Here is a 24,291-nt window from a genome sequence, read left to right as displayed (position 1 = left end):
ACCGGATCCTTGAGGAACTCGCCGGCCAGCTTCTTGATCTCGGGCGAGAAGGTGGCCGAGAACAGCAACGTCTGCTTGCGGTTGGTCAACAGGCTGATGATCTTCTTGATGTCGAGGATGAAACCCATGTCCAGCATGCGGTCGGCTTCGTCGAGCACCAGGATCTCGACCTGCGACAGGTTCACCGTCTTTTGCTGCACATGATCGAGCAGACGGCCTGGCGTTGCGACCAGCACTTCGGTGCCGGCGCGCAGTTGCGGGATCTGGTCCTTGATGTCGACGCCGCCGAAGACCACGTGGCTGCGCAGCGCCATATGCTTGCCATAGGTCTTGGCACTTTCATAGACCTGGTCGGCCAGCTCGCGGGTCGGCGTGAGGATCAGCGCGCGCACCGGGTGCCGCGCCGGCGAAACACCAGTATTGGCGTATTGTGCCAGCCGGGTCAGGATGGGCAGCGTGAACGCGGCGGTCTTGCCGGTGCCGGTCTGTGCCGCCCCCAGCATGTCACGCCCGGCCAGCACCGAGGGAATCGCCTGCGCCTGGATCGGGGTCGGGTTTTCGTAGCCCTGCTCCGAAACTGCCTTGAGCACGTCGGGCGCCAGCCCCAGTGATGCAAACGTCATGCCTGATTTAACCTTCCGATTCGCTGCGGCACGGAACAAAATCGCGCCAAGTGTTTGAAGAAAAGCGGGAAATGGTACACCAAGCCTTGCCTGCTGCCTACTCGCGCTTACTAGCGCAAAACCACGCCGAGCCGCCCATGCCACCGCCCATGCCACCGCCCATGGCAGATCGTCACGCTAGAGCAGGGGGTGATGGGCTACACTTCGGCTGTTTTGAGCCTGCCCTCTTTGCGCAGGCCATTGGAGCCTGCCATGTATGACCTCGCCCGCACCCAGTTCTCGACGCTGCGCGATTGCCTGCGCTTCGCGGTATCGCGCTTTAGCGACGCCGAGCTGGTCTATGGCCACGGCACCGACAACGCCTACGACGAGGCGGCCTATCTGCTGCTGGCCACACTCAAGCTGCCACTCGACACCTTGGAGCCCTTCCTCGACGCCAAGCTGCTGCCGCAGGAAGTCGAGGCCGTGATCACCGCCATCGAACGGCGCGCGGTCGAGCGCATCCCGGCGGCTTACATCACGCGCGAGGCTTTCCTCGGTGAGTACCGCTTCTACGTGGACGAACGGGTGATCGTGCCGCGCTCCTTCATTGGCGAGCTGTTGCGCGACGACGCGCTCGAGCCGTGGATCGAGTACCCCGAGTTGATCCGTCGTGCCGCCGACCTGTGCACCGGCTCGGGGTGCCTCGCCATCCTGCTCGCCCATGCCTTCCCGGACGCGCTGATCGACGCGGTCGATCTCTCGGCCGATGCACTCGACGTGGCCGAGATCAACGTCGCCGACTACAACCTGGGCGAACAGATCGACTTGATCGATGGCGATCTGTTCGAGCCGCTGGAAGGCGAGATCTACGACCTGATCGTGTCCAACCCGCCCTATGTCGATGCCGAATCGGTGGCCGAACTGCCGGCCGAATACCTGCACGAACCGGAGCTGGCACTGGGCAGCGGCGTGGATGGGCTCGACGTAACCCGCCGTATCATCGAAGCCGCCAGCAAGCACCTCAGCCCCAACGGTTTGCTGGTGGTCGAGATCGGCCACAATCGCGAAGCGCTGGAAGCGGCCTACCCCCAGCTGGCTTTCGTCTGGCTGGCCACGTCGGGCGGCGATGGCTTCGTGTTCCTGCTGACCCGCAGCACGCTGGTCGAGGCCGGCTTCTAAGCGCCTGTTCACGATCTTTTCCCTGCGCTCCAAGGCGGTGCGTCCTGCACCGCCAGCCTGGTCTTCCTTCCGCAAATCCTGCCTGCGCGCCCGTTCATACCCCCCGCATTGACAGCCTCAAATGAAAGCCCTTTCATTGCTGCAGTTGCCAGCGCAACACCCGGGCGTGCACAGGCCGGGATCAGAACCGCGAGGAGCGATAAAAATGATACAGAGATGGAGAGTGTGGCTGACCGTACTGGTCAGCCTGTTGTGCTTTGCGCGCGTCGCGCTCGCTGCGGACTACACGCAGGGCGTGGCCGTCAACGGCTCGGTGGCAACGATCTGGTTCAAATCCAGCGTCAGCACCAGCTGGGTCGACATCCATTACAAGGTAAACAGCAGCGCACTGCAAAACGTGCGCATGGCCTACAACGGTAGCACCGCCCGCCATGAGCAGAAGGTCGACGTCGCCAGCGGCAATGTGCTGAGCTACTCCTTCACCTATAACAATGGCACGCCGGCTTACGATACCGGCAGCTTCAGCTACACCGTCGGTGGCACCCAAACCCCCGCCACGCCGGTACCGCCCACCGCCGCGCCAACCACGCCGCCCGCAACCAGTGGATGCGCAGCCTGGGCCGAAGGCAATACCTATGCCGCAGGTAGCGTCGTCAGCTACAACGGCGCCAGCTACACCGCCCTCGTTACCCATACCGCTTATGTCGGTGCCAACTGGAACCCCGCCGCCACGCCGACGCTGTGGAAGGTTGGTGGCAACTGCGGCAGCACCGCCACGCCGACCCCGCGCCCCACTGCCACCCCGACGCCCAAGCCCGCCGTCACGCCCACCCCGCAGCCGACCGCCACGCCGGTGCCGCAACCGGGCGCAGCCGTTCCGGGCAAGATCGAGGCCGAAGCCTGGAGCGCGATGAACGGTGTACAGACCGAAGCCACTAGCGATACCGGCGCCGGCCTCAACGTGGGCTGGGTGGAAACCGGCGACTGGCTGGACTATCGCGTCAACGTCGCTACCGCCCGCAGCTACACCGTACAGTTCCGCGTCGCGGCGATCGCAGCCGGCGGCAGCATCCAGCTGCGCAACGCAGCCGGCACCGTGCTGGGCAGCGTTGCCGTGCCGAACACCGGCAACTGGCAAGGCTGGAGCACCGTATCGACCAGCGTCACGCTGCCGGCCGGCAACCAGGTGCTGCGCGTCCATGCGGCCAGCGGCGGCTGGAATCTGAACTGGATCAACTTCAGCACCGGCAGCACGCCGACCCCGACGCCGGTCACGCCGACTCCCAACCCGGGCGATATCCCGGTTGGCCCGAACGTGATGACGCTCAAGCTGCAGAACGAAACCAATGGCGCCTATCGTGATGACCAAGTCTACTGGTCGGTGATCGGCTACAACCCGGCGACCAAGATGCTGTCGTGGGTGGACAAGAACGGCAACCTGGTTCCGGCCTCGGTGTCGGACAACAATGCGCCCAACCGCCTGGTGAAGAACGGCCAGAACTACTCCAACTACTTCTACAAGCTGTCGGAAGCCAATTGGGTATCGCTGCCGCGCATCGATTCGGGCCGCATGTTCGTCAGCGTCGGCTCTCCGCTCTATATCAAGATCAATACCGCGGGCGACGGCCGCACCGGCTTCGCCGGGCCTGATCTGGGCAACCCGACCGATCCGAACCAGGACGTGTACTTCGAGTGGGTGGAATTCACCGTCGACCAGTACGGTTATCACGGCAACTCGACCCGCGTCGACCAGTTCGGCTTCCCGATCCGCACCCGATTGATCGGCAAGGACGGCTTCGATCGCACCCTGGGCGAAACCCAGTCGCGCGCCGCGATCTTCTCCGCCTTCAAGGCCGAAATGCCGGCCGAGTTCCAGAAGCTGGTGAAGGAGCCGTACCGCATCGTCGCGCCGGGCAAGGCCGGCTTCGGCCACGGTGGTGCCTCGAGCAACTACTTCGAGAACTACGTGAACCAGGTGTGGGACTACTACCGCACGCGTGATCTGGTGTTCACCGCCGAGGCCGGCACCTTCCGCGGTCGCGTGATCGGCAACGACTTCGTGTTCAGCAAGGACGGCGGCCCGCAGAACCTGTACATCAAGGGCAAGCCGGTGACGCAGGACATCCTGGAAGGCTCGGGCAACCTGGCCACGCCCACCTCCAGCGATGGCGTCACCGCCTCGCAGGAACTGGTGGTGCAGGCGCAGATCACCGCCGCCTTCAACCGTCACCTGTTGATCACGGTCGACCCGACCAACTGGAGCAATGCCAGCTACTACTACCTGCAAGGGCCGGCGAACTACTTCGCCAAGTTCTGGCACGACCACAGCATCGACGGGCTGGCCTACGGCTTCTGCTACGACGATGTGCGCGGTCACAGCAGCCTCTTGGAGCACGGCTCGCCCAAGGCACTGGTCGTCAGCGTAGGCTGGTAAACCCTGGCCTGAGTACACAAGCCCGCCGTCCTGGCGGGCTTGTTTTTTGTAGGTCGACGCTGACAACGCGAGCGGTGATGCACTGATATCTGGCTGTCACATCGCTCGGGCACACTGCGCCTCTGAATTTCGAGGCCCGCATGAATCACGATTTCGCCCCATTCACCGCCCCGCACTTGGCCCCGGGCACCTGCGCCTGGCTGCAGCACCGGCTCAACCGCATCCGCGAACTTGCCCCGCCCCCTGCTGCCGCCCGTCTCTACGACGAAGCCGAAGAGCTGTTCGATCTCGACGACGAGCGCTGAGCTTCTAGGGCGAGTGGCTTAATGCTGACCTTGGTTTTTGTGATTGGATTGAAGATCGTCATAACTTGCGACACCCACCATGACGTCGACATCTGATATTCTCGCACCGATACAATCGGCCCCAATTCAAGGAAATAATAATGTTCAAATATGCAACAGCAGTTGCTGTGCTTTCGGCCGTGACGTCGCTCCCGGCTCAAGCAGCCTACATAGAGCTCTCGGGTGTAGACGTCATTTATCGAATCGATGCAGATGCGCCATGGCTAAGTACCTATGGAATTACCCCGACAGTAGAAAACAATACTCTATTGTTTACCGCTACTGATGGTGAGGCAATCCATACCGTCAACCTTCAGGGCGAAGGGACTCATAGTGGATCCTTTTACGCATCCACTCCGCCGCAAAATCCAATCCAAGTGTTTGCAAAGGCGGGAAAAAAAATAACGGGATTCAATGCCCAACTGGATTTCGTCGCATACGGCCAAGTAGTCGGGTTTTACCCAATTTACGGCAACCTCTCAGGCACGAGCGCTGCGCGCACGATCCCAGGCGCTTCGTATGGCAGCTTTGCGGCCCAACAATGGGGCACTCTTAATAACTCTCTGCCTGACGGTGCAGCTCATGCGGTTCAAATCGAACCGAAGCCTAGCTTTTCCAATCCCTTCACTTTAGACGAATCGGTCAATGGCCCACTGGATTTGTACCTCTCAGCCTCGGCGAGTGGTTATATGGGCAATTCGAGCCACCCAGATTCATTTGTCCAATACTCACTGAATAGCTTTGGTGTGACTATGCAAATAGCCCCCGTACCAGAGCCGGAGACGTATGCCTTGATGGGATTGGGTTTAATCGGACTGGTGGTAGCACGCCGTCGCAAGCGCCAGCACTGAAACAACCAGCCTGGTTGACCAAAGCCCGCAATGCGGGCTTTTTCATAAGCCGTTGAAACACATCGTTTTCAGCTCACCATCGGCACCACCACCGGCGCGCCGTCGTCCGGCGCAGGGATCACATGTGCGTCGATACCGTACAAGGTGCGGATCAGGCCCGGGGTCACTACGTCGCGCGGCGCGCCGTGTGCCAGTACGCGGCCGTCGTGGATCGCGACCAGTGTATCGGCGTAGCGCGCGGCGGCGGCCAGATCGTGCAGCACCATCACCACGGTGCGCCCGCCCGCGGCGAGCCGGCGCACCAGCGACAACACCTCCACCTGGTGGCCCAGATCCAGCATGCTGGTCGGCTCGTCCAGCATCAGGACGGGGGTGGCCTGGGCCAGCACCATGGCCAGCCACGCGCGCTGGCGCTGGCCTCCCGAGAGCCTATCGAGCGGGCGCTGCGCCAACTCGACCAGATCGGTTTCGATCAGCGCCTCATGCACCGCGGCTTCGTCGGCGCGGCTCCACTGGCGGAACAGCCCTTGATACGGATAGCGGCCAAAGGCGATCAGCGCTTCGACGCTGATGCCGGCGGGAGCCTGCGGAAATTGCGGCAGCAAACCGATGCGGCGTGCGGCCTCCGCCGGCTTCAGTTGCCAGACGTCCACGCCATCGACCCGCACGGTGCCGGCCGCGGGCCGATGCAGCCGCGCCATGGCACGCAGCAGCGTGGACTTGCCGCAGCCATTGGCGCCGACGATGGCAAGGACCTCGCCGCTGGCGATGGAAAACGACAGGTCGGCCAGCACCGCGCGCTCGCGGTAGTCGGCCCTCAGCTGTTCAACGGTGATATTCATGCTCTTCCCTTGCCCGCCAACAACACCCACAGCAGGAACGGCCCACCGAGCACGCCGGTGACCACGCCTGCCGGCACCTCGGCTGGTGCGGCGACGCTGCGGCCCAATGTGTCGGCCAGCAGCACGATGAAAGCGCCCAGGCTCGCGGCCGAGCACAACGGCACGCAACCCGGCCCCGCCAGCCGCCGGGCGACGATGGGGGCGACGATGGCGACAAAGCCCACCGGTCCCGCCACGCTGACTGCGAGCCCGGCAAGCGCTGCCGCGACCAGCAGCGCGGCCAGTTGCATGCGTGACAGACCCACCCCCAGCCCCTGTGCCATGTCGTCCGACAGGCCCAGCATGCCAAGCCCGCGCGCCAGCGGCAGCAGAATCAGGACCAGCACGCCCAACCCCGCCAGCGCCGGCCACAGCACCGGATAACCCCGCCCCACCAGGCTGCCGATGCTGAACACGTAAATGCCGCTGCTGTGCATCACCGGCAGCGTCGCCAGCACCAGCTCGAAGCCGGCCTTGAAGAGGCTGGCGATGGCGATGCCGGCCACGATCACGCGATATCCCTGCGAGCCCATGCCGCCAGCTGCCGCGAGAATCACCAGCGTGGTCACGAGGGCACCGCACAGCGCCATCCACCACGGCCCGAGCAAGCCTGCCGGGCTCCACAGCAGCGTCAGTGCCATGGCCAGCGTCGCGCCATCGTTGAGGCCGATCATGTCCGGGCTCGCCAAGCGGTTGCGCGCCAGCGTCTGCAACAACAACCCCGACAGCCCCAGAGCGGCACCGACCACCAGCGCCGCCAACACGCGTGGCAGACGGATCTCGCGCAGCAAAAAACCCTGCCAGCCTGGCGCATCGCCCGTGAGCGCGACCCAGACCCTATCCGGAGCGAGCTTGACGTCGCCCCAGCCCAGCGCGAACAGCGCCAGCCCGAGCAACAGGATCAGGCTGGCGAAATTCACCGCGAGCTGTCGCCGGCTGGCACGCAAGGAATAGCCGGCGCCGCGCCAGACCCAGTAGCGGGAGCCCATCATTCGGCCCCCGTGCGCGTCAGCGACAGCAAGGCATCGCGCCGCACCATGACGATGACCAACGGTGCGCCGAGCAATGCGATCACCGCGCTCGCCGGGGCCTCGAAGGGCGAGACGATCAGGCGGGCAGCGATGTCGGCGGCGAGCAACAGCGCGGCGCCGAACAACGCCGAGCTAGCCAGTTGCGACGGCACTGCGATGGCGCCAAGGCCACGCGCGAAGTAGGGTGCCACGAGGCCGAGAAAGGCGATCGGCCCCACCAGCGCAACGGCAGCGCCAGCCAGCAGCGCCACGCAGACCATGGCCAGCATGCGGATGCGATCGGGCCGCGCACCCAGGCCGCGCGCCTGCTCATCACCCAGCGTCAGCATGGACAGCGGCCGCAGCAGCAGCATACATCCGGCAAAACCGGCCACCAGCAGCGGCATGCCGGCCCACAAGAGCTCGGGCGTCAGTCGCGCCAGCGAGCCCATGGACCAGAAGCGGAACTGATCCAGGCTCTCCTGCCGCGACATCAACAGCCAGGCCATCAGGCCATGACAGGTCGCGGTGAGCGCGATGCCGGCCAGGATCAATCGCAACGGCGACGACTCCGTCTCGCCGGCGCGCGCCAGCAGCAGCACGAGGGCGGCGCCAACGAGGGCCCCCGCCAGCGCCCACGCCATCTGCCCCGCGAGGCTGAGCGTGCCCAGGAGCGTGAAGCCGAGCGCCACGGCAAAGGCGGCGCCGCTGTTCACGCCCAGGAGGCCCGGCTCGGCCAGCGGGTTGCGCGTCACCGTCTGCAGCAGCACGCCGGCACAACCCAGCGCTCCGCCAACGGCCAGTGCCGCGATCAGCCGCGGCAGGCGCAGGTGTTCAATAACCATGACGACGTGTGCGTCGTCGCGCTGCCCAAGCAGCCAGGCCCAGCTTTCGGCGAGACCGACGCGGCCGGCACCGGCCGCCAGCGACAGCGCGGACAGCGCCAGCAACACGGCGAGCAGGGCTGGCCAGCGGTAACGCGGCGGTGGCATCAGGACGGCTGGCCCAGCATCGCGGCACGCACGTCGACCAGCAGCTGACGCGCCGCCAGCGGGCCGCCGACGCTGGTCCACAGCGCGGCATCGACTTCGCGCACGTGCCCGGCGCGCGCGGCGGCCAACTCCTTGAATTCCGGTTCCTGCAACAGCCTGGCGAACCCGGCCGGATCGGCCTTGGTGCCGGTCTTGAACGCGCCGAGGAATATCCAGTCCGCGTCGATCTGCGACAGCGCTTCGCGCGACATCGGCGACGAGTGCCCCGCGCCCGACGCCTGCTGCGGCTTGGGGCGGGCAAAGCCGACGTCGGCCAGCACGCGGCCGGCGAAGGCATCGCCCAGCATGTAGACCGGACCCTGCGCCGTCCAGCGCACGATGCTCACGGTCGCACCGGCGTTGCCCTGCAGATCGACTGCCAGCTGCTTGGCTGCGGCATCGTACTCGGCGAAGAAAGTCCGGGCGGCATCGCCGCGCCCCAGCACCTCGGCCATGCGGGCAAAGCTGTCGCGCCACGATTCGCCCACCTTGAAGCTGACCACGGTCGGCGCGATATGTGCCAGCTGGGCCAGCAGCTGTGGATCGGCGTTGCCCCCGGCCAGGATCAGATCGGGTTGCAGCGCCAGGATGCGATCGAGGCTGGGCTGGCCGAAGCTGCCCACGCTCGCGACCCCGGCAGCGGCGCCAGCCAGATACGACGGCACGCCGCCCTGGCCCCGGCCGTTGGTTGCGCCGACCGGTTTCACCCCAAGCGCCAGCGCCGCATCAAGATCGATTTCGGACAACACGATCACGCGCTGCGCTCGGGCCGGAACGCGCACGGTCTGGCCGGCGGCATCGACGATGCTGCGCGTGGCGGCGGGGGCGACGGCAGCGGCCGACGCGGTCTCGGCCCCGCTGTTCGAGCAGGCGGATAGCGCTAGCACAACGGCGATCAGGGCAGGAATGAACAGGCGTGTGGGCATAGCGGCCCTCCTTACAGGATCAATCGAGCGCGGTCCAAACGACGGGCAGCGGATCGCGCCGCGTCATCAAGGCCAGATGCTGTTCCAGTACCGACTGCATTTGCGCCAGCGTGGCAGCGGAGGCTTCACAGGCAAAGGTCAGCGTCGTTGCGGTGGCGGCCAGCTCGCAAACGCCGAACGGGAACTCGGCACGGCCGCGCGTCTCGTCGAATTCGACCGGTATTTTCTTGGCGAAATGCTTGCACAGTTTGAACAGAAACTTGGTGGCATCGGGCGTGGTGATATGAGCGATCGAACGCATGGTGCTCCTGAGCGGGATGTGGGTAACGTGACGATAAAGCCGCTCGCATGGTGCGAGCCATGTAGCGACAGGGCGAGCCTGAGCCCGCCCTGCCGCCGCCGGCCGGCATGGCGGGCTCCAGCGAGCAACGATCAGAACTGCGCCTTGACGTTGAGCCAGTAGCGACGACCTTCGTCGACCATCCAGTTGCCCGTCAGTTCGTCGCGCTCACGGTCGTCGACCGGCACGATCTCGTCGCTGAGATTGAGCACGGCCGCGTTCACCGAGAACATCTTGTTGATCACGTAGGTGGCACCGAGATCGAACGTGGTCGAAGCCTCGCGTTCGCGCACCGCGTTGGCGCCGTTGCGGAATGCCGCCCATTGCTGGCTGCCGAGGTAGTTGGCCCGCGCGTAGGTGGAAAGCCGCTCCAGCGGAGTCCAATCGACGCGCAGGTTGGCCATGTGCTCAGGCGTCTTGTCGAGCGGATAACCCTTGAGCGAGCTGCCGTCGAATGCCGGCTCGGTGGTGTCCTTGCGCTCGGACTTGGTGTAGGTGTAATTGCCCGACAGCACCCAGTCCTGGGCCACTGGCCAGTTGCCGGCGAGCTCAAGGCCACGGATGTTGACCTTGGCCACGTTGTCGTAAACGTAGGTCGACAGCATGCCGTTGAACGGCACGCCGGTATCGTAGCTGACCACCTTGTTCTTGAAATCGTTGTTGAACAGCGTGGCGCTGAACGAGGTCCCGTTCGCCGCGTCGTAGCGCACGCCAATTTCCTCGGTGGTGCTGGTTTCCGCCTCGAGATCATCATTGCCGCACAGCATGCCGCGTTTTTGCGTGCCACCGCCCGTGGTCATGCAATAGCTCTCGGTGGTCTGGCGCAGCGTCGGCGCCTTGAAGCCGCGGGCGACGCCCCCGCGCAGCGTCCAGACCTCGCTGAGCTTGTACACGCCGTAAAGCCGTGGCGACCACTGGACGTCATAGCGCTCGTCGTCGTCCATGCGCACGCCGGCAGTGAGCGAGAAGCGGTCAGTGACGAAGAATTCATCTTCGACGAACAGCGACCAGGTCTTGTTGGTCAATTCGTCGTCCGGAACGGCGGCCGGGCGCGAATCACCGGCAAGCCCGGAGAGCTTGGCATTGCGGAACTGGGTGCCCAGCTTGAGCACGTTGTTGCTGAACGGCAGCGTGACGAGGCCGTCGAGCGTGGTGTTCCTGATCATCGGGCTGTCGAGCCCTTCTTCACCATCGACCCAGTTGGTCTGCTTGCCCGTCTCTTGGTAGAACGCGACGGTGCTGTTGCCAAAACCCCAGCGACCATTGTGCGTGATCGCCCAGTTGCTGCGCTCGTGCTCATCCTTCTCGCGACCATTGTCCGGATGCCAGGATTTGCCGGGCTCTCGCTCGTAGGTGAGCGTGTTCTTGCCCACTTCCAACGTGATGTCCTGGTTGTCGGTGGGCGTGATGGTCAGCTTGGCGTTGAGGTTCTTGTCACGCGTACCCGGCGTGCTCCAGTTGGTGTCGTTCGGGTAGTTGATTTCATCTTCATCGCGGTCGCTGTAATTGCCGTAGACCTGCAGGCCCAACAGATTGGTGGCGAGCGGGCCACCGACCCAGAAGTCGCCCTGGCGGGTATCGCCGTAGTCGCCGTCTTCCTGAACGATGCCGCCCAGGTTCACCGCGCCGCTCCATTGCTGGCCGACCTTGCGAGTGATGATGTTGATCACGCCGCCCATCGCATCCGAACCATACAGCGACGACATTGGGCCACGCACCACCTCGATGCGCTCGATCGCCTCCAGCGGCGGAATCTGGCTGGCCTGAACCCCGCCCGTGCTGCGATTCATCGTTTCGCGCGTGTTCTGGCGCTTGCCGTCAACCAGGATCAGCGTGTATTCACCCGGCATGCCGCGGACCGAGATATCGGTATCGGATGGATCGGAGCCGACGATGCTCACGCCCTCGATATGCCGCACGGCATCCTCGAGGTTGGTAAAAGGCTGGCTTTCCAGTTGCTCGCGGCTGATGACCGAGATGGAAGCCGGCGCCTCCTTGATCTGCTGCTCGTAGGCGGACGCGGTAACGACCACGGTATCGAGCGTGGATCCATCGGCGTGGGCCACACCGGCCAGTGCCACGGCGCAGGCCAGGGCGAGCGGTTTGGGGGTAAAGCGCGTACTCATCTTGCGTAGTCCCGGGGAGTGAAATAAAGCGACAAAGTAGGCGGCGGCATTCGATGCACCACCAACAAATGAGAATTGTTTGCATTTGTGTATTTTGGTCGCTAGTATTCCACGGACATCTGACGCGCGCTTTTGCGCAAACGCAGATCACCTTTGCCAGATCCTCTTTTGCTACCGATCCGGCGCCAAAGCCGCGAAGGCCCCTAGCTGGTACCCCATGCCGATATCGATCGCCGCCCCTAAGCCTCGCCCTGCCCCATCCCGCCTGGGGCGACGCGTGATTGCGCTGCGCGACGGGCTGACGGCGCATTGCAGCGATACGGTGCATGCCCACCAAGGCCAGCAGCTACTGGAACCGCATCTCGATCTGGTACTGATGCTGGAAGGCGAGGCCGACGTGCATTACGGTCGCCAGCCCTTCCATTTCGGCATGCAACGCACGCGCAGCGGCATGCGCCACGAGGCGGTGCTGCTCTCGGTGGCGGAGCCTGACGTGTTCACGCGCCACGCCCCTGCCGCACGCCCGGAGCGCAAGATCAGCATCGCCATTGCACCAGCCTGGCTCGACGCCTGCGGCCTGGATGACCAGCCGGCGCATCGCGATATCCTCGCGTTCTGCGGCCGGCATCTGGCGATCTCGCGCTGGCAGCCGTCGGCGCGGCAACTTGCGCTGGCCGAACAGCTGCTGCAGCCCGACACGCTGGTGCCGGCGCTGGCGCGGCTGCAGCAGGAAAGCCACGCCATCGAGCTGGTCTCCGGCGCACTGGGCCAGTTGGCCGTCCCGGACACCGGCCTGCCGCGCATCGCCAGCCAGCGCATGCAGCGACTGCGGCAACTGCTCGACAGCGGGCACGCCGATGAATGGTCGCTCCCCATGCTCGCCAGCGAATTCGGCGTCGCTGTGAACACGCTGCAGCAGCACTTCAAGCAAGCATTCGGCTGCACCGTATTCGACTACCAGCGCCGCCGCCGGCTGCAGGCCGCGCGCGCCGAGCTTGCCACCGGCCGCGTTTCGGTGACGGAGGCCGCGCTCAATGCCGGTTACAACAGCCCCGCCAATTTCGCGACCGCGTTCCGTCGCGCCTTCGGCATCAGCCCGCGCGACTGCCGGGGCTGAACCGGCCAGCACCATGAAAAAAGCCCGCAACTGCGGGCTTTTTTTCTCGGCGCCATCGACTCAGTGATGGTGACCGTGGGCACCGTGTACGTGGCCGTGGGCGATTTCCTCGGCGCTGGCGGCACGCACTTCCTTGACCTTGCCCACGAAGCGCACGACCATGCCGGCGAACGGGTGGTTGGCGTCGACGGTGACCTGATTGCCATCGATCTCGGTCACGCGGAACAGCAGCACGTCGCCGGTTTCCGGGTCATCGGCCTCGAACATCATGCCGACCTCGACCTCCATCGGGAACACGTCCTTTTCCTCGGTGCGTACGAGTTCGGGCTCGAATTCACCGAAGGCATCGTCGGCGTTCATCGTCACGTCGATGCTGTCGCCCACCGTCTTGCCCTGCAGGGCTTCCTCGACCAGCGGCAGGATATTGTCGTAACCGCCATGCAGGTAGGCAATCGGCTCCTCGGTCTTGTCGATCTGCTTGCCTTCGGCATCGTACATCTCGTATTCGATGGTGACGGCGGTGTCTTTGGCGATTTGCATCAAGGTCATCCTAGGGTTTGTACAAGAGTGAGTATCTGTGCCGCGTGGCCCTTGGGCGACACGTGGTAAAACGCATGGCGGATCACGCTGTCGCGGTCGATCACGAAGGTCGAGCGCTCAATGCCATATCTTACCACGCCATGCGCCTGCCACTGCCGCAGGGCGTGGTAGGCGCGGCTCACCTCACCATCGGCGTCCGACAACAGGTCGAACTCGATGCCCTGCTCCTCGCGGAACGCCTCGTGCTCCAGGCAATCGTCCAGACTCACGCCGACGATACGCGCCTGGTGGCTGGCAAAGGCCTCTACGCGATCGCTGAACTCCACCGCCTCGGCGATGCCACCTGGCGTGTGATCCTTGTTGAAAAAGTACAGCACCACGTGGTGCTCGGCGAGCAAATCGGATAGCCGCACCAGCTCCATATTGGCGGTGGGCAGGGCGAAATCGGGGGCGGTATCTCCGGCGTTCAGCATGCGACCTCGTCGTGTAGGGTGCTCGCGGCAGGCGCGGGTGCGATAATCAGCGCTAACTAGACACCGTTATAGCCATCTCATCCATGAGCACAACACTGCTGGGCGGCATCACGCCGCAACAGTTTCTCGCCGAATACTGGCAAAAGAAACCGCTGCTGATCCGTGGCGCCGTCACCGATTTCCCCGAATTGATGGACCTGCCCCGCCTCAAGGCGCTGGCGCAGCGCGACGACGTCGAATCGCGACTGATCGAGTTCAAGCGCGGCCGCTGGCATATGGAGCACGGCCCGTTCGAGGCGCGACGCTTTGCCAAGCTCGGCGAATCGGATTGGACCGTGCTGGTGCAGAGCGTGAACCAGCACGTGCCGCATATCGCCGAGCTGCTGTACCGCTTCAACTTCCTGCCCTACTACCGGCTGGACGACCTGATGATCTCCTTCGCGCCACCGGGTGGCTCGGTCGGTCCGCACTATGACTCCTACGACGTGTTTTTGCTGCAGGTGGGTGGGCGCAAGCGCTGGCAGATTTCCAGCGACGATGCGGCCAACTTCATCGAGGATGCGCCGATCCGCGTGCTCAAGGATTTTGCGCCGCAAGAGGAATGGGTGCTGGAACACGGCGACATGCTCTATTTGCCGCCCAAGTACGCGCACCACGGCGTAGCGCTCGATCCGGGCATGACCTACAGCATCGGTTTTCGCGCGCCGACCACGCAGGAGATCGCCAGCCGCTTCATGGAATTCCTGCAGGACGAGATGCAGGTGTCCGGCATGTACGCCGATCCAGCGCGTCAGCCCACCACCGCGCCGGGCCTGATCGACGCCGGCTTTACCGCCGATATCGGTAGCATGCTCAGCGCCATACACTGGAACGAGGACATGGTCGCGCGCTTCACCGGCCGCTATTTCACCGAACCCAAGAACCATGTGTTTTTCGAGCCGCCCGAAGCGGTGCTCGACTTCGACGAGTTCACCGGGCAGGTAGCCGAGCGCGGCGTGGTACTCGATCTGAAATCACAGATGCTGTACGACGCCGAGCGCATCTACCTCAATGGCGACGAACTCGAAGCCGATGCGCGCGCCCGGACCGAGCTCGTGCGCCTGGCGGACGCGCGCATGTTGCCGCCCGGCGACTATGATGAAGCCACCCTTGAAGCCCTCTACACCTGCTATGACTACGGCTACCTTCACCCCGCACCAGTTTGACCGCAACGCCGATTACGAGGACGCGCTGCTGGCGCTCATCGCCAGCGCCCGGCACGAGCTCAGGCTGTTCGAAAAGGATTACGCCGAAACGGGCCTATCGAGCCGCGCCTTCGCCGAGGCGCTGGCGCACGCGTTCGCGACGCATGAGCCGCTGACGGTCACGCTGCTAGCGCTCGAACCCGATCACATCGCCGCGCATTGCCCGCGCATTCTGGCGTTACGGGAAACCTGGTCGCACCGCTTCACCCTGCTGCGCGTCGCCCAGGTGCCCGAGCTGTGGCACGCCGGCTTTGCCATCGCCGATGATGCCCGCTATGTGAAGCGCCACCACTTCGACTGGCCACGCGGCGAAGCCAGCGACGATGCGCGCGCCATCGCTGGATTGAATGAGGTGTGGGGCAACTTGTGGCAGTCGGCGGAAGCCGAGGCGAGCTGGCAGCGCCTGATGCTGTGAGCGCGTTCCAGCCCTGCGCCGGCGCGAAATGATCGTGAACCGGCTCAGCCGCCCAGCACCACCGCGATCACGCGCCGCTCTTCGGCGGCCAGCACGTTGAAGGTGCGGCACAGCGCGCCGTTGTCCATCACATCAAGGCCCACCCGCGCCGCCATCAGCGCGCGCGACAGCCTGGGATGCGGAAAGCGGATGCGATCACCCGTGCCCAGCAACACCATCTCGGGATCGAGCTGCAAGAGTTGCGCGAAGTCGTCTTCCTCAAGCGCGGCGAAATCGGCCGGACGCCATTCGCGCACCTCGCTGGTCGACACGATCACGCTGCCGTCGAAGCGCTCCTGGTTGACGAGCACATAGCCCTCGCCATAGCCGGTGAACTGGTTCAGATGCGTGGTGGTGCTGCGATGCAGTTTCATGACGGTGGCCAGTGCGAAAACGAGCAGCGATTTTACCCGCAAACTGTAGTCCCGCCCGTCCTCACACGCTGTATCCACCTGCAGCGCCCGACTTCGCTAGAATACGGGGTTTCCCCCAACGGCCGGTCGTCGCCATGAATCCGATCCACAAGTCGAACAAACTCCTCAACGTCTGCTACGAAATCCGTGGCCCGGTACCGGAGCGAGCGCGGCAGATGGAAGAGGAAGGCCATCGCATCATCAAGCTCAATATTGGCAACCTGCAGCCATTCGGCTTCGATGCGCCCGATGAGGTAGTGCAGGATGTGATCCGCAACCTGCCGAACGCCGCGGGCTATGTCGATTCCAAGGGCCTGTTTCCCGCGCGCAAGGCGGTGATGCACTACACGCAGCAAAAGCAGATTGCCGATGTGACGGTCGACGATATCTACATCGGCAATGGCGCATCCGAATTGATCGTGATGTCGATGCAGGGGCTGTTGAACAACGGCGACGAAGTGCTGGTACCGGCGCCCGATTACCCGCTGTGGACCGCCGCGGTGAGTCTCGCTGGTGGCACGCCACGTCACTACCTGTGCGACGAAGCCAATGGCTGGCTGCCAGCACTCGATGACATGCGCGCCAAGATCACTCCGCGCACCCGCGCCATCGTCGTGATCAACCCGAACAACCCGACCGGCGCGCTGTACCCGGACGACGTGCTGCGCGAGATCGTAGAGATCGCCCGCGAGCACGGGCTCATCATCTACGCCGACGAAATCTACGACAAGGTGCTGTACGACGGCGCATCGCACACCTCGATCGCCTCGATGGCCGACGACGTGCTGTTCGTCACCTTCAATGGCCTGTCCAAGAACTACCGCGCCTGCGGCTATCGCGCCGGCTGGATGGTGGTCTCGGGCAACAAGAAGATCGCCACCGATTACATCGACGGCCTCAACATTCTCTCGACCATGCGGCTGTGCGCCAACGTGCCGGCGCAGTACGCGATCCAGACCGCGCTCGGCGGCTACCAGAGCATCAACGACCTGGTCGGCCCCGGCGGGCGGCTGACGCGCCAGCGCGATCTGGCGTGCGAGCTGCTCAACGCCATTCCCGGCGTCTCGGTCGCCACGCCGCAGGCCGCGCTTTACCTGTTCCCGCGGCTCGACCCCCAGCTCTACCCGCTGGAGGACGATCAACAGCTGGCGCTGGAGCTGTTGCAGGAGGAAAAGGTGCTGATCGTGCAGGGCACGGGCTTCAACTGGCTGGCGCCCGACCACTTCCGCCTCACCTTCCTGCCACACCTCGATGACCTGACCGATGCCATCGGTCGCATCGAGCGCTTCCTCGCCGGTTACCGAAAACGCCACGGTACCGCATAATGCGGGTTTTGCCGCTGACCGATGATGCGGGCCGCCTGATCGCGCCCGACTGGCTGGGCCGCGCAGAACCGGTACACCGGCAACTGCGAGCGCAGCTCCCCGTCGACTACCCCGGACGGATGGCCGAGGTCTGCGCCAATGGCGGGCGGCTGATCGCTGCCGTCGATGGCGAAACGGTGCTCGGACTGGCGCTGTGGCGTCTGATCGAGAACACCTACGAAGGTCGTCGGCTCTATGTCGACGACCTAGTCGTGGATCAGGCGCAGCGCTCTCGTGGCGTCGGCCAGTTGCTGCTGGGCTGGCTGGAAGCGCAGGCGCGCTCGCACGATTGCGCGGTACTGGCACTCGATTCGGGCGTGCAGCGCGGTGGCGCACATAAATTCTATTTTCGCGAGGGGATGACGATCGCCTCGTACAGCTTCAGGAAGGCATTGCAATGAAACCCATCCAGGTCGGTTTGTGTGGCGTCGGTACCGTCGGTGGCGGTACCGCCACCGTGTTGAAACGTAATTGCGAGGAAATCGCGCGCCGGGCCGGGCGGCCCATCGTGGTGCGCATCGCCGCCAACCGCAATCTGGAGCGCGCCCGCGCCGTGCTTGGCGACAGCATCGAACTGATCGACGATGCGCTCGCCATTGCCCGTCACCCCGATGTGGAAATCGTCGTCGAACTGATCGGCGGCACCACCATCGCCAAGGAGCTGGTGCTGACCGCAATCGAGAACGGCAAGCACGTGGTCACCGCTAACAAGAAGCTGATCGCCGAATACGGCAACGAAATCTTCGCCCGCGCCCAGGAAAAGGGCGTGATGGTTGCCTTCGAAGCCGCCGTCGCCGGCGGCATCCCAGTCATCAAGGCGCTGCGCGAAGGCCTCACCGCCAACCGCATCGAATGGGTGGCCGGCATCATCAACGGCACCAGCAACTTCATCCTGACCGAAATGCGCGACAAGGGTGCCGCCTTCGCCGATGTGTTGGCCGAAGCGCAGCGCTTGGGTTACGCCGAAGCCGACCCGACCTTCGACATCGAAGGCCACGACGCTGGGCACAAGCTCACCATCATGAGCGCCATCGCCTTCGGCATCCCGGTGCAGTTCGACAAGGCCTACCTCGAAGGCATCAGCAAGCTGCAGGCTGCCGACATCAAGTACGCACAGGAACTGGGCTATCGCATCAAGCTCTTGGGCGTCACCCGCCGTCGCGCCGAGGGCATCGAGCTGCGCGTCGCGCCGACGCTGATCCCGGAAAAGCGGCTGATCGCCAACGTCGATGGCGTGATGAACGCGGTGCTGGTCAAGGGCGACGCCGTCGGCGCCACGCTGTACTACGGCCCAGGTGCCGGCGCCGAGCCGACCGCCTCGTCGGTGATCGCCGACCTCGTCGACATCACCCGCCTCGCCACTGCCGATCCGGAACACCGCGTGCCGCACCTGGCGTTCCAGCCCTCCGCGCTCGCCGATCTGCCGATCCTGCCGATCTCCGAAGTCGAGACCTGCTACTACCTGCGGCTGAACGCGCTCGACCAGACCGGCGTGCTGGCTTCCGTCACCCGCATCCTGGCCGACCAGGGCATCTCGGTCGACGCCATGCTGCAGCGCCCGAGCGACGAGGCCAGCGACGACGGTCGCGACGATGTGGTGATCATCACCCACCTCGCGGTCGAGAAGCGCGTCGACGCCGCCATCGCCCAGATCGAGGCACTGCCTGCGATCAACGGCAAGATCGTCAAGCTGCGGCTGGAACACCTTAACGGCTAATCCGAACCCGAGGCAGGGCCGCGCCCTGCCCCACACGAGTCCGAACATGCATTACATCTCGACCCGCGGCGGCATGGCCCCGCAACGCTTCTCCGACATCCTGCTGGGTGGCCTCGCCCCCGATGGCGGCCTGTCCATCGCCGAATCGTATCCGAAGCTGGACCTCGCTGAGCTGAAGGCGCTGGCGCAGCTGAACTACCCGGACCTGGCGTTCGCCGTGATCAGCCGCTTCGTCGACGACATTCCCGCAGCCGACCTGAAGGCGCTGATTGCCAAAACCTATACCGCCGACGTCTACCGCCACGGTCGCGATGCCGCGCGCGCTGGCGAAATCACCCCGGTGGTGCAGCTGGAAGACGGCCTCTATATCGAGGAGCTGTCGAACGGCCCGACGCTGGCGTTCAAGGACATGGCGATGCAGCTTCTGGGCAACCTGTTCGAGTACGTGCTCGAACAGCGGGGCGAGGCCATCAACATCGTCGGCGCCACCTCGGGCGATACCGGCTCCGCCGCCGAGTACGCGATGCGCGGAAAGCACGGCGTGAACGTGTTCATGCTCAGCCCGCACGGCAAGATGAGCCCGTTCCAGCGCGCACAGATGTTCAGCCTGCAGGACGCCAACATCCACAATATCGCGGTGACCAGCTTCTTCGACGCCTGCCAGGACATGGTGAAGGCGGTGAACAACGACGCCGCGTTCAAGGCGCAGTACAAGATCGGCGCCGTCAATTCGATCAACTGGGGCCGCGTCGTCGCCCAGGTGGTGTACTACTTCAAGGGCTACTTCGCCGTGGCCCGGGAAGTGGGCGAGCCGGTCGACTTCTGCGTGCCCTCGGGCAACTTCGGCAACGTCTGCGCCGGCCACATCGCCCGCCAGATGGGGCTGCCGATCCGCCGCCTGATCGTCGCGACCAACGAGAACGACGTGCTTGACGAGTTCTTCAAGACCGGCGGCTATTTCCCGCGTGGCCTCGATCGCACCTACGAGACGTCCAGCCCGTCGATGGACATCACCAAGGCGTCCAATCTCGAGCGCTTCGTGTTCGACCTGATCGGCCGCGATGGCACCAAGCTCGCCGCGCTGTGGCGCGAGGTCGATGCCGGCCGTGGCTTCAAGTTGCCCGATGCTGATTTCGCCCGCATGCATGACGAGTACGGCTTTCGCTCGGAAAAGAGCAACCACGCCGACCGCATCGCCAGCATCCGCGAAGTAAAGGCCAAGTACGGCGTCGAGATCGACCCGCACACCGCTGACGGCTATCTGGCCGCCAAGGCACACCGCGAAGCCGGCGTCACCATGGTGATCCTGGAAACCGCCCTGCCCGCCAAGTTCGAGTCCACGATGCAGGAGGCATTGGGCGCCGCGCCGCAACGCCCGCACGATCTGGCCGGGCTGGAAGATCTGCCACAACGCTTCGACGTACTGGAAGCCGATGCAGAGGCGCTCAAGCGCTACGTCGCGACTCACCTCGATCGCTGAGGGCCATAAGCACCAACAGAAAACCGCGCCTAGGCGCGGTTTTCTGTTGGTGCTTATCGTTAGAACTAACGGGCGCCCCGTCCCGGTTGGTCGGCGTGTTCGGGACCATACATGGTTGCCGCATAAACCAAGAAACCAGATCGTCACCGCCAACCATGCCTGCATCGCCTCTAAACGTGGTTGACGAGGTTTCCCGGTGGGGAAGGCTACTGCTTTTCGGCCGGATCCCAGTGCTCGGCAATCTTGCCGCCCTCAATGCGGAACATGTCGAACCACGTCGTGGTGTACTTCTTCGACGCATCCTTGGGATCCGCTTGCTCGCGCACGAAGCTCAGGATGACCAGGTTTCCTTCCGCCGTGATGGCTACGAGCGGGGCTGCAACCTTGGCTTCGATCGGCTTGGGTTTCTTGAACCTGCCAAAGAACTCGACAAATGCGGTGCGGCCAGTGGGCACATTGGGGTTGTGCTGGATGTAGTTTTCAGTCAGGTACTTCTCTGCCAGCCCGAGTTGGCCAGCTTCGAAGACCTCGCGCCAGAAGTCATAGACCAGGCGCTTGTTTTGCGCGAGTTTTGGATCTGCACTTTGCAGCAGGACCAACTGATCCGGCGCCGGCGCAACCGGCACTTGTGCAAGGGATGCACAGCTCGCGGCACCCAGAAGAGTGGCCAGCATTACTTCTCTCATGCTCATGAGTACCTCCAGTGAATTAAGACACCTATTTTTTTTCGGCTGCGCTCGCCGGCATTGCCTTGGGCGCATCCAGCTTGGCGGCCTCCGGTAGCTTGGCCGGTACGCCGAGCAGCTCGTCGACGGTGACAAAGCTGTAGCCCGCCGCCTTGAGCTGGCCAATCATGCGATCGACCGCAGTCACGGTGTGATGGCGTGGACCACCGCCGTCGTGCATCAGCACGATGGCTTCCTCGTTGATGTGATCGAGCGCCATGCGCTCGATCATGCTGTCGCCGTTGAAGCTGCGTGCAGCCAGCCAGTCACGGGTGTCAACCGACCAGGAGATCACCCTGAGCCCCTTGCTGGCGAGCAGCTTCACCTGATCGTCGGTGATCTCGCCATACGGCGGGCGATAGAGCGTCGGCTCGAAGCCCAGCGTCTGCTTGACGATGCCCTGGGTCTTGGCCACCTGTTCATCCCACAGCGCGGTCGGCGTGAGCTTGCTCGAGTACGGATGGTCGTAACTATGGTTGCCGATCACATGGCCATCGGCCAGCACCGCCCGGGCTAAGTGCGGATACTGCGCCACCCATTGCCCCAGCTCGAAGAAGGTAGCCCTCACCCCGTGCTTCTTCAGCACTTTCAGCAACGGCAGCGTGTTGCCTTCGTTAGGGCCATCGTCGAAGGTCAGCGCAACCACCTTGCGCGCGGTCGGCCCGGCAATCCAGTAGACGCCGGGAAAGGCCGCCGCCTGGCGTTCCATTTCCTCCAGCGGCACCTGGCCCCAGTTCTCCAGATATGGTGTGCGGATGCGTTGCTCCTGCGCCGAAACATTGAGCGCGGCAGCGGCGACGAGGCTGGCTAGCCCCCAGCGGCATAATGTGTTCGATTTCATCGATGCGATCCTCCTACGAGCGATAGGCCAATTGTAAACAGCCGCCCCGACCAGAATTTTGCCCAGTTTGCGTTTACCCATGCATCCACGGCAACCCAGCCATGCGCGGCGGACATGAAAAAGCCCACCTTGCGGTGGGCTTTTTGTGCGAGCGCTTCGCTTAGCGAACGCGCTTGAAGGCCAGGCCTTCGGCATCGAACAGCATGCAGTCGGCTTCCGGGAAGACGACCTTGATCGCGTCGCCGTACTTCAGCGTGGTGCTGTTGCCCGGCAGCTTGACGCTGATGATCTCGTTGATGCCTGGGATCTCGATATAAGCCAGCACGTGGTCGCCCAGATGCTCGATCAGGTCGACGCGAGCCGGAATGGCGTTGGCATCGGCATCGGCCGCCAGCTGGATGTGTTCCGGGCGGATGCCCAGCGTGACGCGGTCATTGGCCTTGGCACGAGCGGCATCCACACCAGCCCGGACTGCGATGCCCTTGGGCAGGCGCACGGTGGCCGAGCGATTGTCGGACGCAACAACGGATGCGTCGAGCAGGTTCATCTTGGGCGAACCGAGGAAGCCTGCCACAAACAGGTTGGACGGGTTCTCGTACAGCTCAAGCGGCGAGCCGACCTGCTGGATGATGCCGGCGTTGAACACCACGATGCGGTCGGCCAGGGTCATGGCCTCCACCTGATCGTGGGTCACGTAGATCATGGTGGTCTTGAGATCCTGGTGCAGCTTGGATAGCTCGACGCGCATGTTCAGGCGCAGCGAGGCATCCAGGTTGGACAGCGGCTCGTCGAACAGGAACACCTTGGGTTCGCGCACGATGGCGCGGCCAATGGCCACACGCTGGCGCTGGCCGCCCGACAGGGCCTTGGGCTTGCGATCGAGCAGGTGGGTGATCTGCAGGATCTCGGCGGCGCGCTTCACGCGACCATCGATCTCGGCCTTGGGCGTACCCGAGAGCTTGAGGGCGAAGCCCATGTTCTCGGCCACAGTCATGTGCGGGTAGAGCGCGTAGCTCTGGAACACCATGGCGATACCGCGCTTGGAAGCGTGGATGTCGTTGGCGACCTTGTCACCGATCATCAGCTCGCCTTCGGTGATGTCTTCGAGGCCGGCGATCATGCGCAGCATGGTCGACTTGCCGCAACCGGACGGGCCGACGAACACGACGAACTCGCCGTCCTGGATGTCGAGGTTGACGCCCTTGATGACCTGGACGTCCTTGGTGTAGTTCTTCTTGATGTTCTTGAGCTTAACGGAAGCCATGAATCGATTCCTTTCTGAATTCTGTGTCTGTCGCGGGGCGTGGACTTATTTCACCGCACCATCGAGGCCGCTGATGAAGTAACGCTGCGTGAGCGCGAAGAAGATCAGCACCGGCAGCACGGAGAGCACGATGCCGGCCATGACCATGCTGGTCGAGACCGCGAACGGACCGGTCAGGTCATTGAACATACCGACGGCCAGCGGGTACTTGTCGCGCGAGGTCAGCACGATGCCCGACCAGATGAACTCGTTCCACGCGTTGACCAGGGTGAAGATCGCCAGTGCGGCAATCGACGGCGCCGATACCGGCACCATCACCCGCCACAGGATCTGCAATTCCTTCGCGCCGTCGACGCGAGCCGCGTCGATCAGATCCTGCGGGATCTGCTCGAAGGCCTGCTTCATCAGGAAGATGCCGAAGGCACCCGCCACCCCCGGCAGGAATACGCCCGGGAAGGTGTTGAGGCCGATCAGCTTGTAGCCGATGGTGGCTTCGAAGAAATCACCAATGTGCTTCAACGTGACGAAGTTCGGAATGATGGCCACTTCGGACGGCAGCATCATGGTGGCGATGATGCCGATGAAGATCAGGCCGCGCCCCGGAAAGCGCAGTCGCGCCAGCGGGTAGCCCGCCATCACCGAGATGACCACAGTGAAGAAAATGGTCCAGAACGAGATGATGGTCGAGTTGAGCAGGTAGTCCTTGAACGGAATGTCCGTGATCACCCGTTTGAACCAGACCAGACTGGGATCCGTCGGCAGGAAGGCGCCCGGGAACAGCCAGATGTTCCCCGGGTCTGCGGAAATGGCGACCGAAGTGGCCCAAATGAACGGGAAGGTCGTGAAGATGGTGAAGGCAATCAGCCCGGCGTACTGGCCGGTAAGCTCGAGTGCCCGTGTAAAGGATTTACTCATGACGTTGTACCCAGGAT

25 protein-coding genes are annotated in these 24,291 nt (G+C 63.9%); 11 read left to right on the top strand and 14 right to left on the bottom strand.

Annotated elements, in window-relative coordinates; all coding sequences use genetic code 11:
• Positions 1–623 (bottom strand): DEAD/DEAH box helicase (locus tag NLI84_RS14925; RefSeq protein ID WP_255991439.1); only part of this gene is annotated, 623 nt, incomplete at its 3' end.
• 252 nt (positions 624–875) lie between these two features.
• Between NLI84_RS14925 and prmB the strand changes: the two genes are divergently transcribed.
• From prmB to NLI84_RS14905, 4 genes are all read left to right on the top strand, one after another.
• Complete coding sequence (prmB, locus tag NLI84_RS14920) at positions 876–1,784, top strand: 50S ribosomal protein L3 N(5)-glutamine methyltransferase (RefSeq protein WP_255991438.1); 909 nt, start codon at positions 876–878, stop codon at positions 1,782–1,784.
• A gap of 205 nt (positions 1,785–1,989) precedes the next feature.
• Positions 1,990–4,218, top strand: a complete 2,229-nt coding sequence (locus NLI84_RS14915; RefSeq protein ID WP_255991437.1) for a beta-1,3-glucanase family protein — start codon at positions 1,990–1,992, stop codon at positions 4,216–4,218.
• 140 nt (positions 4,219–4,358) lie between these two features.
• The gene (locus tag NLI84_RS14910) at positions 4,359–4,523 is read left to right on the top strand and encodes a hypothetical protein (RefSeq protein WP_255991436.1); all 165 of its coding nucleotides are present in this window, start codon (positions 4,359–4,361) and stop codon (positions 4,521–4,523) included.
• A 140-nt stretch (positions 4,524–4,663) separates the two neighbouring features.
• On the top strand, positions 4,664–5,413 hold the full coding sequence (locus NLI84_RS14905) for a PEP-CTERM sorting domain-containing protein (protein WP_255991435.1): 750 nt from the start codon (positions 4,664–4,666) through the stop codon (positions 5,411–5,413).
• A gap of 68 nt (positions 5,414–5,481) precedes the next feature.
• On the opposite strand, the gene NLI84_RS14900 is transcribed toward NLI84_RS14905, so the two are convergent.
• From NLI84_RS14900 to NLI84_RS14875, 6 genes are all read right to left on the bottom strand, one after another.
• Positions 5,482–6,255, bottom strand: a complete 774-nt coding sequence (locus NLI84_RS14900; protein WP_255991434.1) for an ABC transporter ATP-binding protein — start codon at positions 6,253–6,255, stop codon at positions 5,482–5,484.
• A complete protein-coding gene (locus NLI84_RS14895; protein ID WP_255991433.1) occupies positions 6,252–7,286 on the bottom strand; it encodes a FecCD family ABC transporter permease in 1,035 nt (344 codons plus the stop codon). Before NLI84_RS14895 ends, NLI84_RS14900 begins: the two co-directional genes overlap by 4 nt.
• The gene (locus NLI84_RS14890) at positions 7,283–8,296 is read right to left on the bottom strand and encodes a FecCD family ABC transporter permease (RefSeq protein WP_255991431.1); all 1,014 of its coding nucleotides are present in this window, start codon (positions 8,294–8,296) and stop codon (positions 7,283–7,285) included. Before NLI84_RS14890 ends, NLI84_RS14895 begins: the two co-directional genes overlap by 4 nt.
• The gene (locus tag NLI84_RS14885) at positions 8,296–9,261 is read right to left on the bottom strand and encodes an ABC transporter substrate-binding protein (RefSeq protein WP_255991430.1); all 966 of its coding nucleotides are present in this window, start codon (positions 9,259–9,261) and stop codon (positions 8,296–8,298) included. Before NLI84_RS14885 ends, NLI84_RS14890 begins: the two co-directional genes overlap by 1 nt.
• 19 nt (positions 9,262–9,280) lie before the next feature.
• On the bottom strand, positions 9,281–9,562 hold the full coding sequence (locus NLI84_RS14880; protein WP_255991428.1) for a DUF2218 domain-containing protein: 282 nt from the start codon (positions 9,560–9,562) through the stop codon (positions 9,281–9,283).
• Positions 9,563–9,693: 131 nt separating this feature from the next.
• Positions 9,694–11,727, bottom strand: a complete 2,034-nt coding sequence (locus tag NLI84_RS14875) for a TonB-dependent receptor domain-containing protein (RefSeq protein WP_255991427.1) — start codon at positions 11,725–11,727, stop codon at positions 9,694–9,696.
• 277 nt (positions 11,728–12,004) lie between these two features.
• On the opposite strand from NLI84_RS14875, the gene NLI84_RS14870 reads away from it, so the two are divergent.
• Complete coding sequence (locus NLI84_RS14870) at positions 12,005–12,844, top strand: helix-turn-helix transcriptional regulator (protein WP_255991426.1); 840 nt, start codon at positions 12,005–12,007, stop codon at positions 12,842–12,844.
• 60 nt (positions 12,845–12,904) lie between these two features.
• Here NLI84_RS14870 and NLI84_RS14865 read toward each other — a convergent pair whose 3' ends face one another.
• Both NLI84_RS14865 and NLI84_RS14860 read right to left on the bottom strand, forming a co-directional pair.
• Positions 12,905–13,384 (bottom strand): FKBP-type peptidyl-prolyl cis-trans isomerase, encoded by a 480-nt coding sequence (locus tag NLI84_RS14865; protein ID WP_255991422.1) that lies wholly within the window; start codon positions 13,382–13,384, stop codon positions 12,905–12,907.
• Positions 13,385–13,389: 5 nt separating this feature from the next.
• Complete coding sequence (locus NLI84_RS14860; protein ID WP_255991420.1) at positions 13,390–13,857, bottom strand: peroxiredoxin; 468 nt, start codon at positions 13,855–13,857, stop codon at positions 13,390–13,392.
• Positions 13,858–13,940: 83 nt separating this feature from the next.
• Between NLI84_RS14860 and NLI84_RS14855 the strand changes: the two genes are divergently transcribed.
• A complete protein-coding gene (locus NLI84_RS14855) occupies positions 13,941–15,062 on the top strand; it encodes a cupin domain-containing protein (RefSeq protein WP_255991418.1) in 1,122 nt (373 codons plus the stop codon).
• Positions 15,028–15,516: a DUF7931 domain-containing protein gene (locus NLI84_RS14850; protein ID WP_255991416.1), complete on the top strand. Its 489-nt coding sequence runs from the start codon at positions 15,028–15,030 to the stop codon at positions 15,514–15,516. Before NLI84_RS14855 ends, NLI84_RS14850 begins: the two co-directional genes overlap by 35 nt.
• A gap of 44 nt (positions 15,517–15,560) precedes the next feature.
• Here the strand turns inward: NLI84_RS14850 and NLI84_RS14845 are convergent, their stop codons facing one another.
• The gene (locus NLI84_RS14845; RefSeq protein ID WP_255991413.1) at positions 15,561–15,929 is read right to left on the bottom strand and encodes an Mth938-like domain-containing protein; all 369 of its coding nucleotides are present in this window, start codon (positions 15,927–15,929) and stop codon (positions 15,561–15,563) included.
• Between the two features lie 134 nt (positions 15,930–16,063).
• Between NLI84_RS14845 and NLI84_RS14840 the strand changes: the two genes are divergently transcribed.
• Genes NLI84_RS14840 through thrC form a run of 4 tightly spaced genes read left to right on the top strand, consistent with a single transcriptional unit; the run spans position 16,064 to position 20,529 of the window.
• Complete coding sequence (locus tag NLI84_RS14840; RefSeq protein ID WP_255991409.1) at positions 16,064–17,293, top strand: pyridoxal phosphate-dependent aminotransferase; 1,230 nt, start codon at positions 16,064–16,066, stop codon at positions 17,291–17,293.
• Positions 17,293–17,733, top strand: a complete 441-nt coding sequence (locus NLI84_RS14835; protein ID WP_255991407.1) for a GNAT family N-acetyltransferase — start codon at positions 17,293–17,295, stop codon at positions 17,731–17,733. The genes NLI84_RS14840 and NLI84_RS14835 overlap by 1 nt, the downstream gene beginning before the upstream one ends.
• Positions 17,730–19,049 (top strand): homoserine dehydrogenase, encoded by a 1,320-nt coding sequence (locus tag NLI84_RS14830; protein ID WP_255991405.1) that lies wholly within the window; start codon positions 17,730–17,732, stop codon positions 19,047–19,049. Before NLI84_RS14835 ends, NLI84_RS14830 begins: the two co-directional genes overlap by 4 nt.
• A 46-nt stretch (positions 19,050–19,095) precedes the next feature.
• A complete protein-coding gene (gene thrC / locus NLI84_RS14825; RefSeq protein ID WP_255991403.1) occupies positions 19,096–20,529 on the top strand; it encodes a threonine synthase in 1,434 nt (477 codons plus the stop codon).
• A gap of 206 nt (positions 20,530–20,735) precedes the next feature.
• Here the strand turns inward: thrC and NLI84_RS14820 are convergent, their stop codons facing one another.
• From NLI84_RS14820 to NLI84_RS14805, 4 genes are all read right to left on the bottom strand, one after another.
• Positions 20,736–21,221 (bottom strand): nuclear transport factor 2 family protein, encoded by a 486-nt coding sequence (locus NLI84_RS14820; RefSeq protein ID WP_255991402.1) that lies wholly within the window; start codon positions 21,219–21,221, stop codon positions 20,736–20,738.
• A 25-nt stretch (positions 21,222–21,246) separates the two neighbouring features.
• Positions 21,247–22,095 carry a polysaccharide deacetylase family protein gene (locus NLI84_RS14815; RefSeq protein ID WP_255991399.1) on the bottom strand — a complete coding sequence of 283 codons (849 nt, stop codon included), beginning with the start codon at positions 22,093–22,095 and terminating at the stop codon, positions 21,247–21,249.
• Between the two features lie 160 nt (positions 22,096–22,255).
• On the bottom strand, positions 22,256–23,359 hold the full coding sequence (locus tag NLI84_RS14810; protein ID WP_255991397.1) for an ABC transporter ATP-binding protein: 1,104 nt from the start codon (positions 23,357–23,359) through the stop codon (positions 22,256–22,258).
• A gap of 45 nt (positions 23,360–23,404) precedes the next feature.
• Positions 23,405–24,274 carry a carbohydrate ABC transporter permease gene (locus NLI84_RS14805; RefSeq protein ID WP_255991395.1) on the bottom strand — a complete coding sequence of 290 codons (870 nt, stop codon included), beginning with the start codon at positions 24,272–24,274 and terminating at the stop codon, positions 23,405–23,407.
• Positions 24,275–24,291 lie beyond the last annotated feature (17 nt).

It is taken from the genome of Chitinolyticbacter albus, assembly GCF_024437655.1.
Lineage (GTDB): Bacteria > Pseudomonadota > Gammaproteobacteria > Burkholderiales > Chitinibacteraceae > Chitinolyticbacter > Chitinolyticbacter albus.
This window is presented reverse-complemented; position numbering and strand designations above follow the sequence as displayed.

Excerpts from the sequence above, each read along its gene's own strand:
- NLI84_RS14915 (WP_255991437.1), top strand. The coding sequence starts at position 1,990 with ATGATACAGAGATGGAGAGTGTGGCTGACCGTACTGGTCAGCCTGTTG.
- NLI84_RS14895 (WP_255991433.1), bottom strand. The coding sequence starts at position 7,286 with ATGATGGGCTCCCGCTACTGGGTCTGGCGCGGCGCCGGCTATTCCTTG.
- NLI84_RS14815 (WP_255991399.1), bottom strand. The coding sequence starts at position 22,095 with ATGAAATCGAACACATTATGCCGCTGGGGGCTAGCCAGCCTCGTCGCC.
- NLI84_RS14860 (WP_255991420.1), bottom strand. The coding sequence starts at position 13,857 with ATGCTGAACGCCGGAGATACCGCCCCCGATTTCGCCCTGCCCACCGCC.
- thrC (WP_255991403.1), top strand. The coding sequence starts at position 19,096 with ATGCATTACATCTCGACCCGCGGCGGCATGGCCCCGCAACGCTTCTCC.
- NLI84_RS14865 (WP_255991422.1), bottom strand. The coding sequence starts at position 13,384 with ATGCAAATCGCCAAAGACACCGCCGTCACCATCGAATACGAGATGTAC.
- NLI84_RS14845 (WP_255991413.1), bottom strand. The coding sequence starts at position 15,929 with ATGAAACTGCATCGCAGCACCACCACGCATCTGAACCAGTTCACCGGC.
- NLI84_RS14885 (WP_255991430.1), bottom strand. The coding sequence starts at position 9,261 with ATGCCCACACGCCTGTTCATTCCTGCCCTGATCGCCGTTGTGCTAGCG.
- NLI84_RS14835 (WP_255991407.1), top strand. The coding sequence starts at position 17,293 with ATGCGGGTTTTGCCGCTGACCGATGATGCGGGCCGCCTGATCGCGCCC.
- NLI84_RS14840 (WP_255991409.1), top strand. The coding sequence starts at position 16,064 with ATGAATCCGATCCACAAGTCGAACAAACTCCTCAACGTCTGCTACGAA.
- NLI84_RS14880 (WP_255991428.1), bottom strand. The coding sequence starts at position 9,562 with ATGCGTTCGATCGCTCATATCACCACGCCCGATGCCACCAAGTTTCTG.
- NLI84_RS14875 (WP_255991427.1), bottom strand. The coding sequence starts at position 11,727 with ATGAGTACGCGCTTTACCCCCAAACCGCTCGCCCTGGCCTGCGCCGTG.
- NLI84_RS14850 (WP_255991416.1), top strand. The coding sequence starts at position 15,028 with ATGACTACGGCTACCTTCACCCCGCACCAGTTTGACCGCAACGCCGAT.
- NLI84_RS14900 (WP_255991434.1), bottom strand. The coding sequence starts at position 6,255 with ATGAATATCACCGTTGAACAGCTGAGGGCCGACTACCGCGAGCGCGCG.
- NLI84_RS14910 (WP_255991436.1), top strand. The coding sequence starts at position 4,359 with ATGAATCACGATTTCGCCCCATTCACCGCCCCGCACTTGGCCCCGGGC.
- NLI84_RS14820 (WP_255991402.1), bottom strand. The coding sequence starts at position 21,221 with ATGAGCATGAGAGAAGTAATGCTGGCCACTCTTCTGGGTGCCGCGAGC.
- NLI84_RS14905 (WP_255991435.1), top strand. The coding sequence starts at position 4,664 with ATGTTCAAATATGCAACAGCAGTTGCTGTGCTTTCGGCCGTGACGTCG.
- NLI84_RS14890 (WP_255991431.1), bottom strand. The coding sequence starts at position 8,296 with ATGCCACCGCCGCGTTACCGCTGGCCAGCCCTGCTCGCCGTGTTGCTG.
- NLI84_RS14855 (WP_255991418.1), top strand. The coding sequence starts at position 13,941 with ATGAGCACAACACTGCTGGGCGGCATCACGCCGCAACAGTTTCTCGCC.
- NLI84_RS14810 (WP_255991397.1), bottom strand. The coding sequence starts at position 23,359 with ATGGCTTCCGTTAAGCTCAAGAACATCAAGAAGAACTACACCAAGGAC.
- NLI84_RS14830 (WP_255991405.1), top strand. The coding sequence starts at position 17,730 with ATGAAACCCATCCAGGTCGGTTTGTGTGGCGTCGGTACCGTCGGTGGC.
- prmB (WP_255991438.1), top strand. The coding sequence starts at position 876 with ATGTATGACCTCGCCCGCACCCAGTTCTCGACGCTGCGCGATTGCCTG.
- NLI84_RS14805 (WP_255991395.1), bottom strand. The coding sequence starts at position 24,274 with ATGAGTAAATCCTTTACACGGGCACTCGAGCTTACCGGCCAGTACGCC.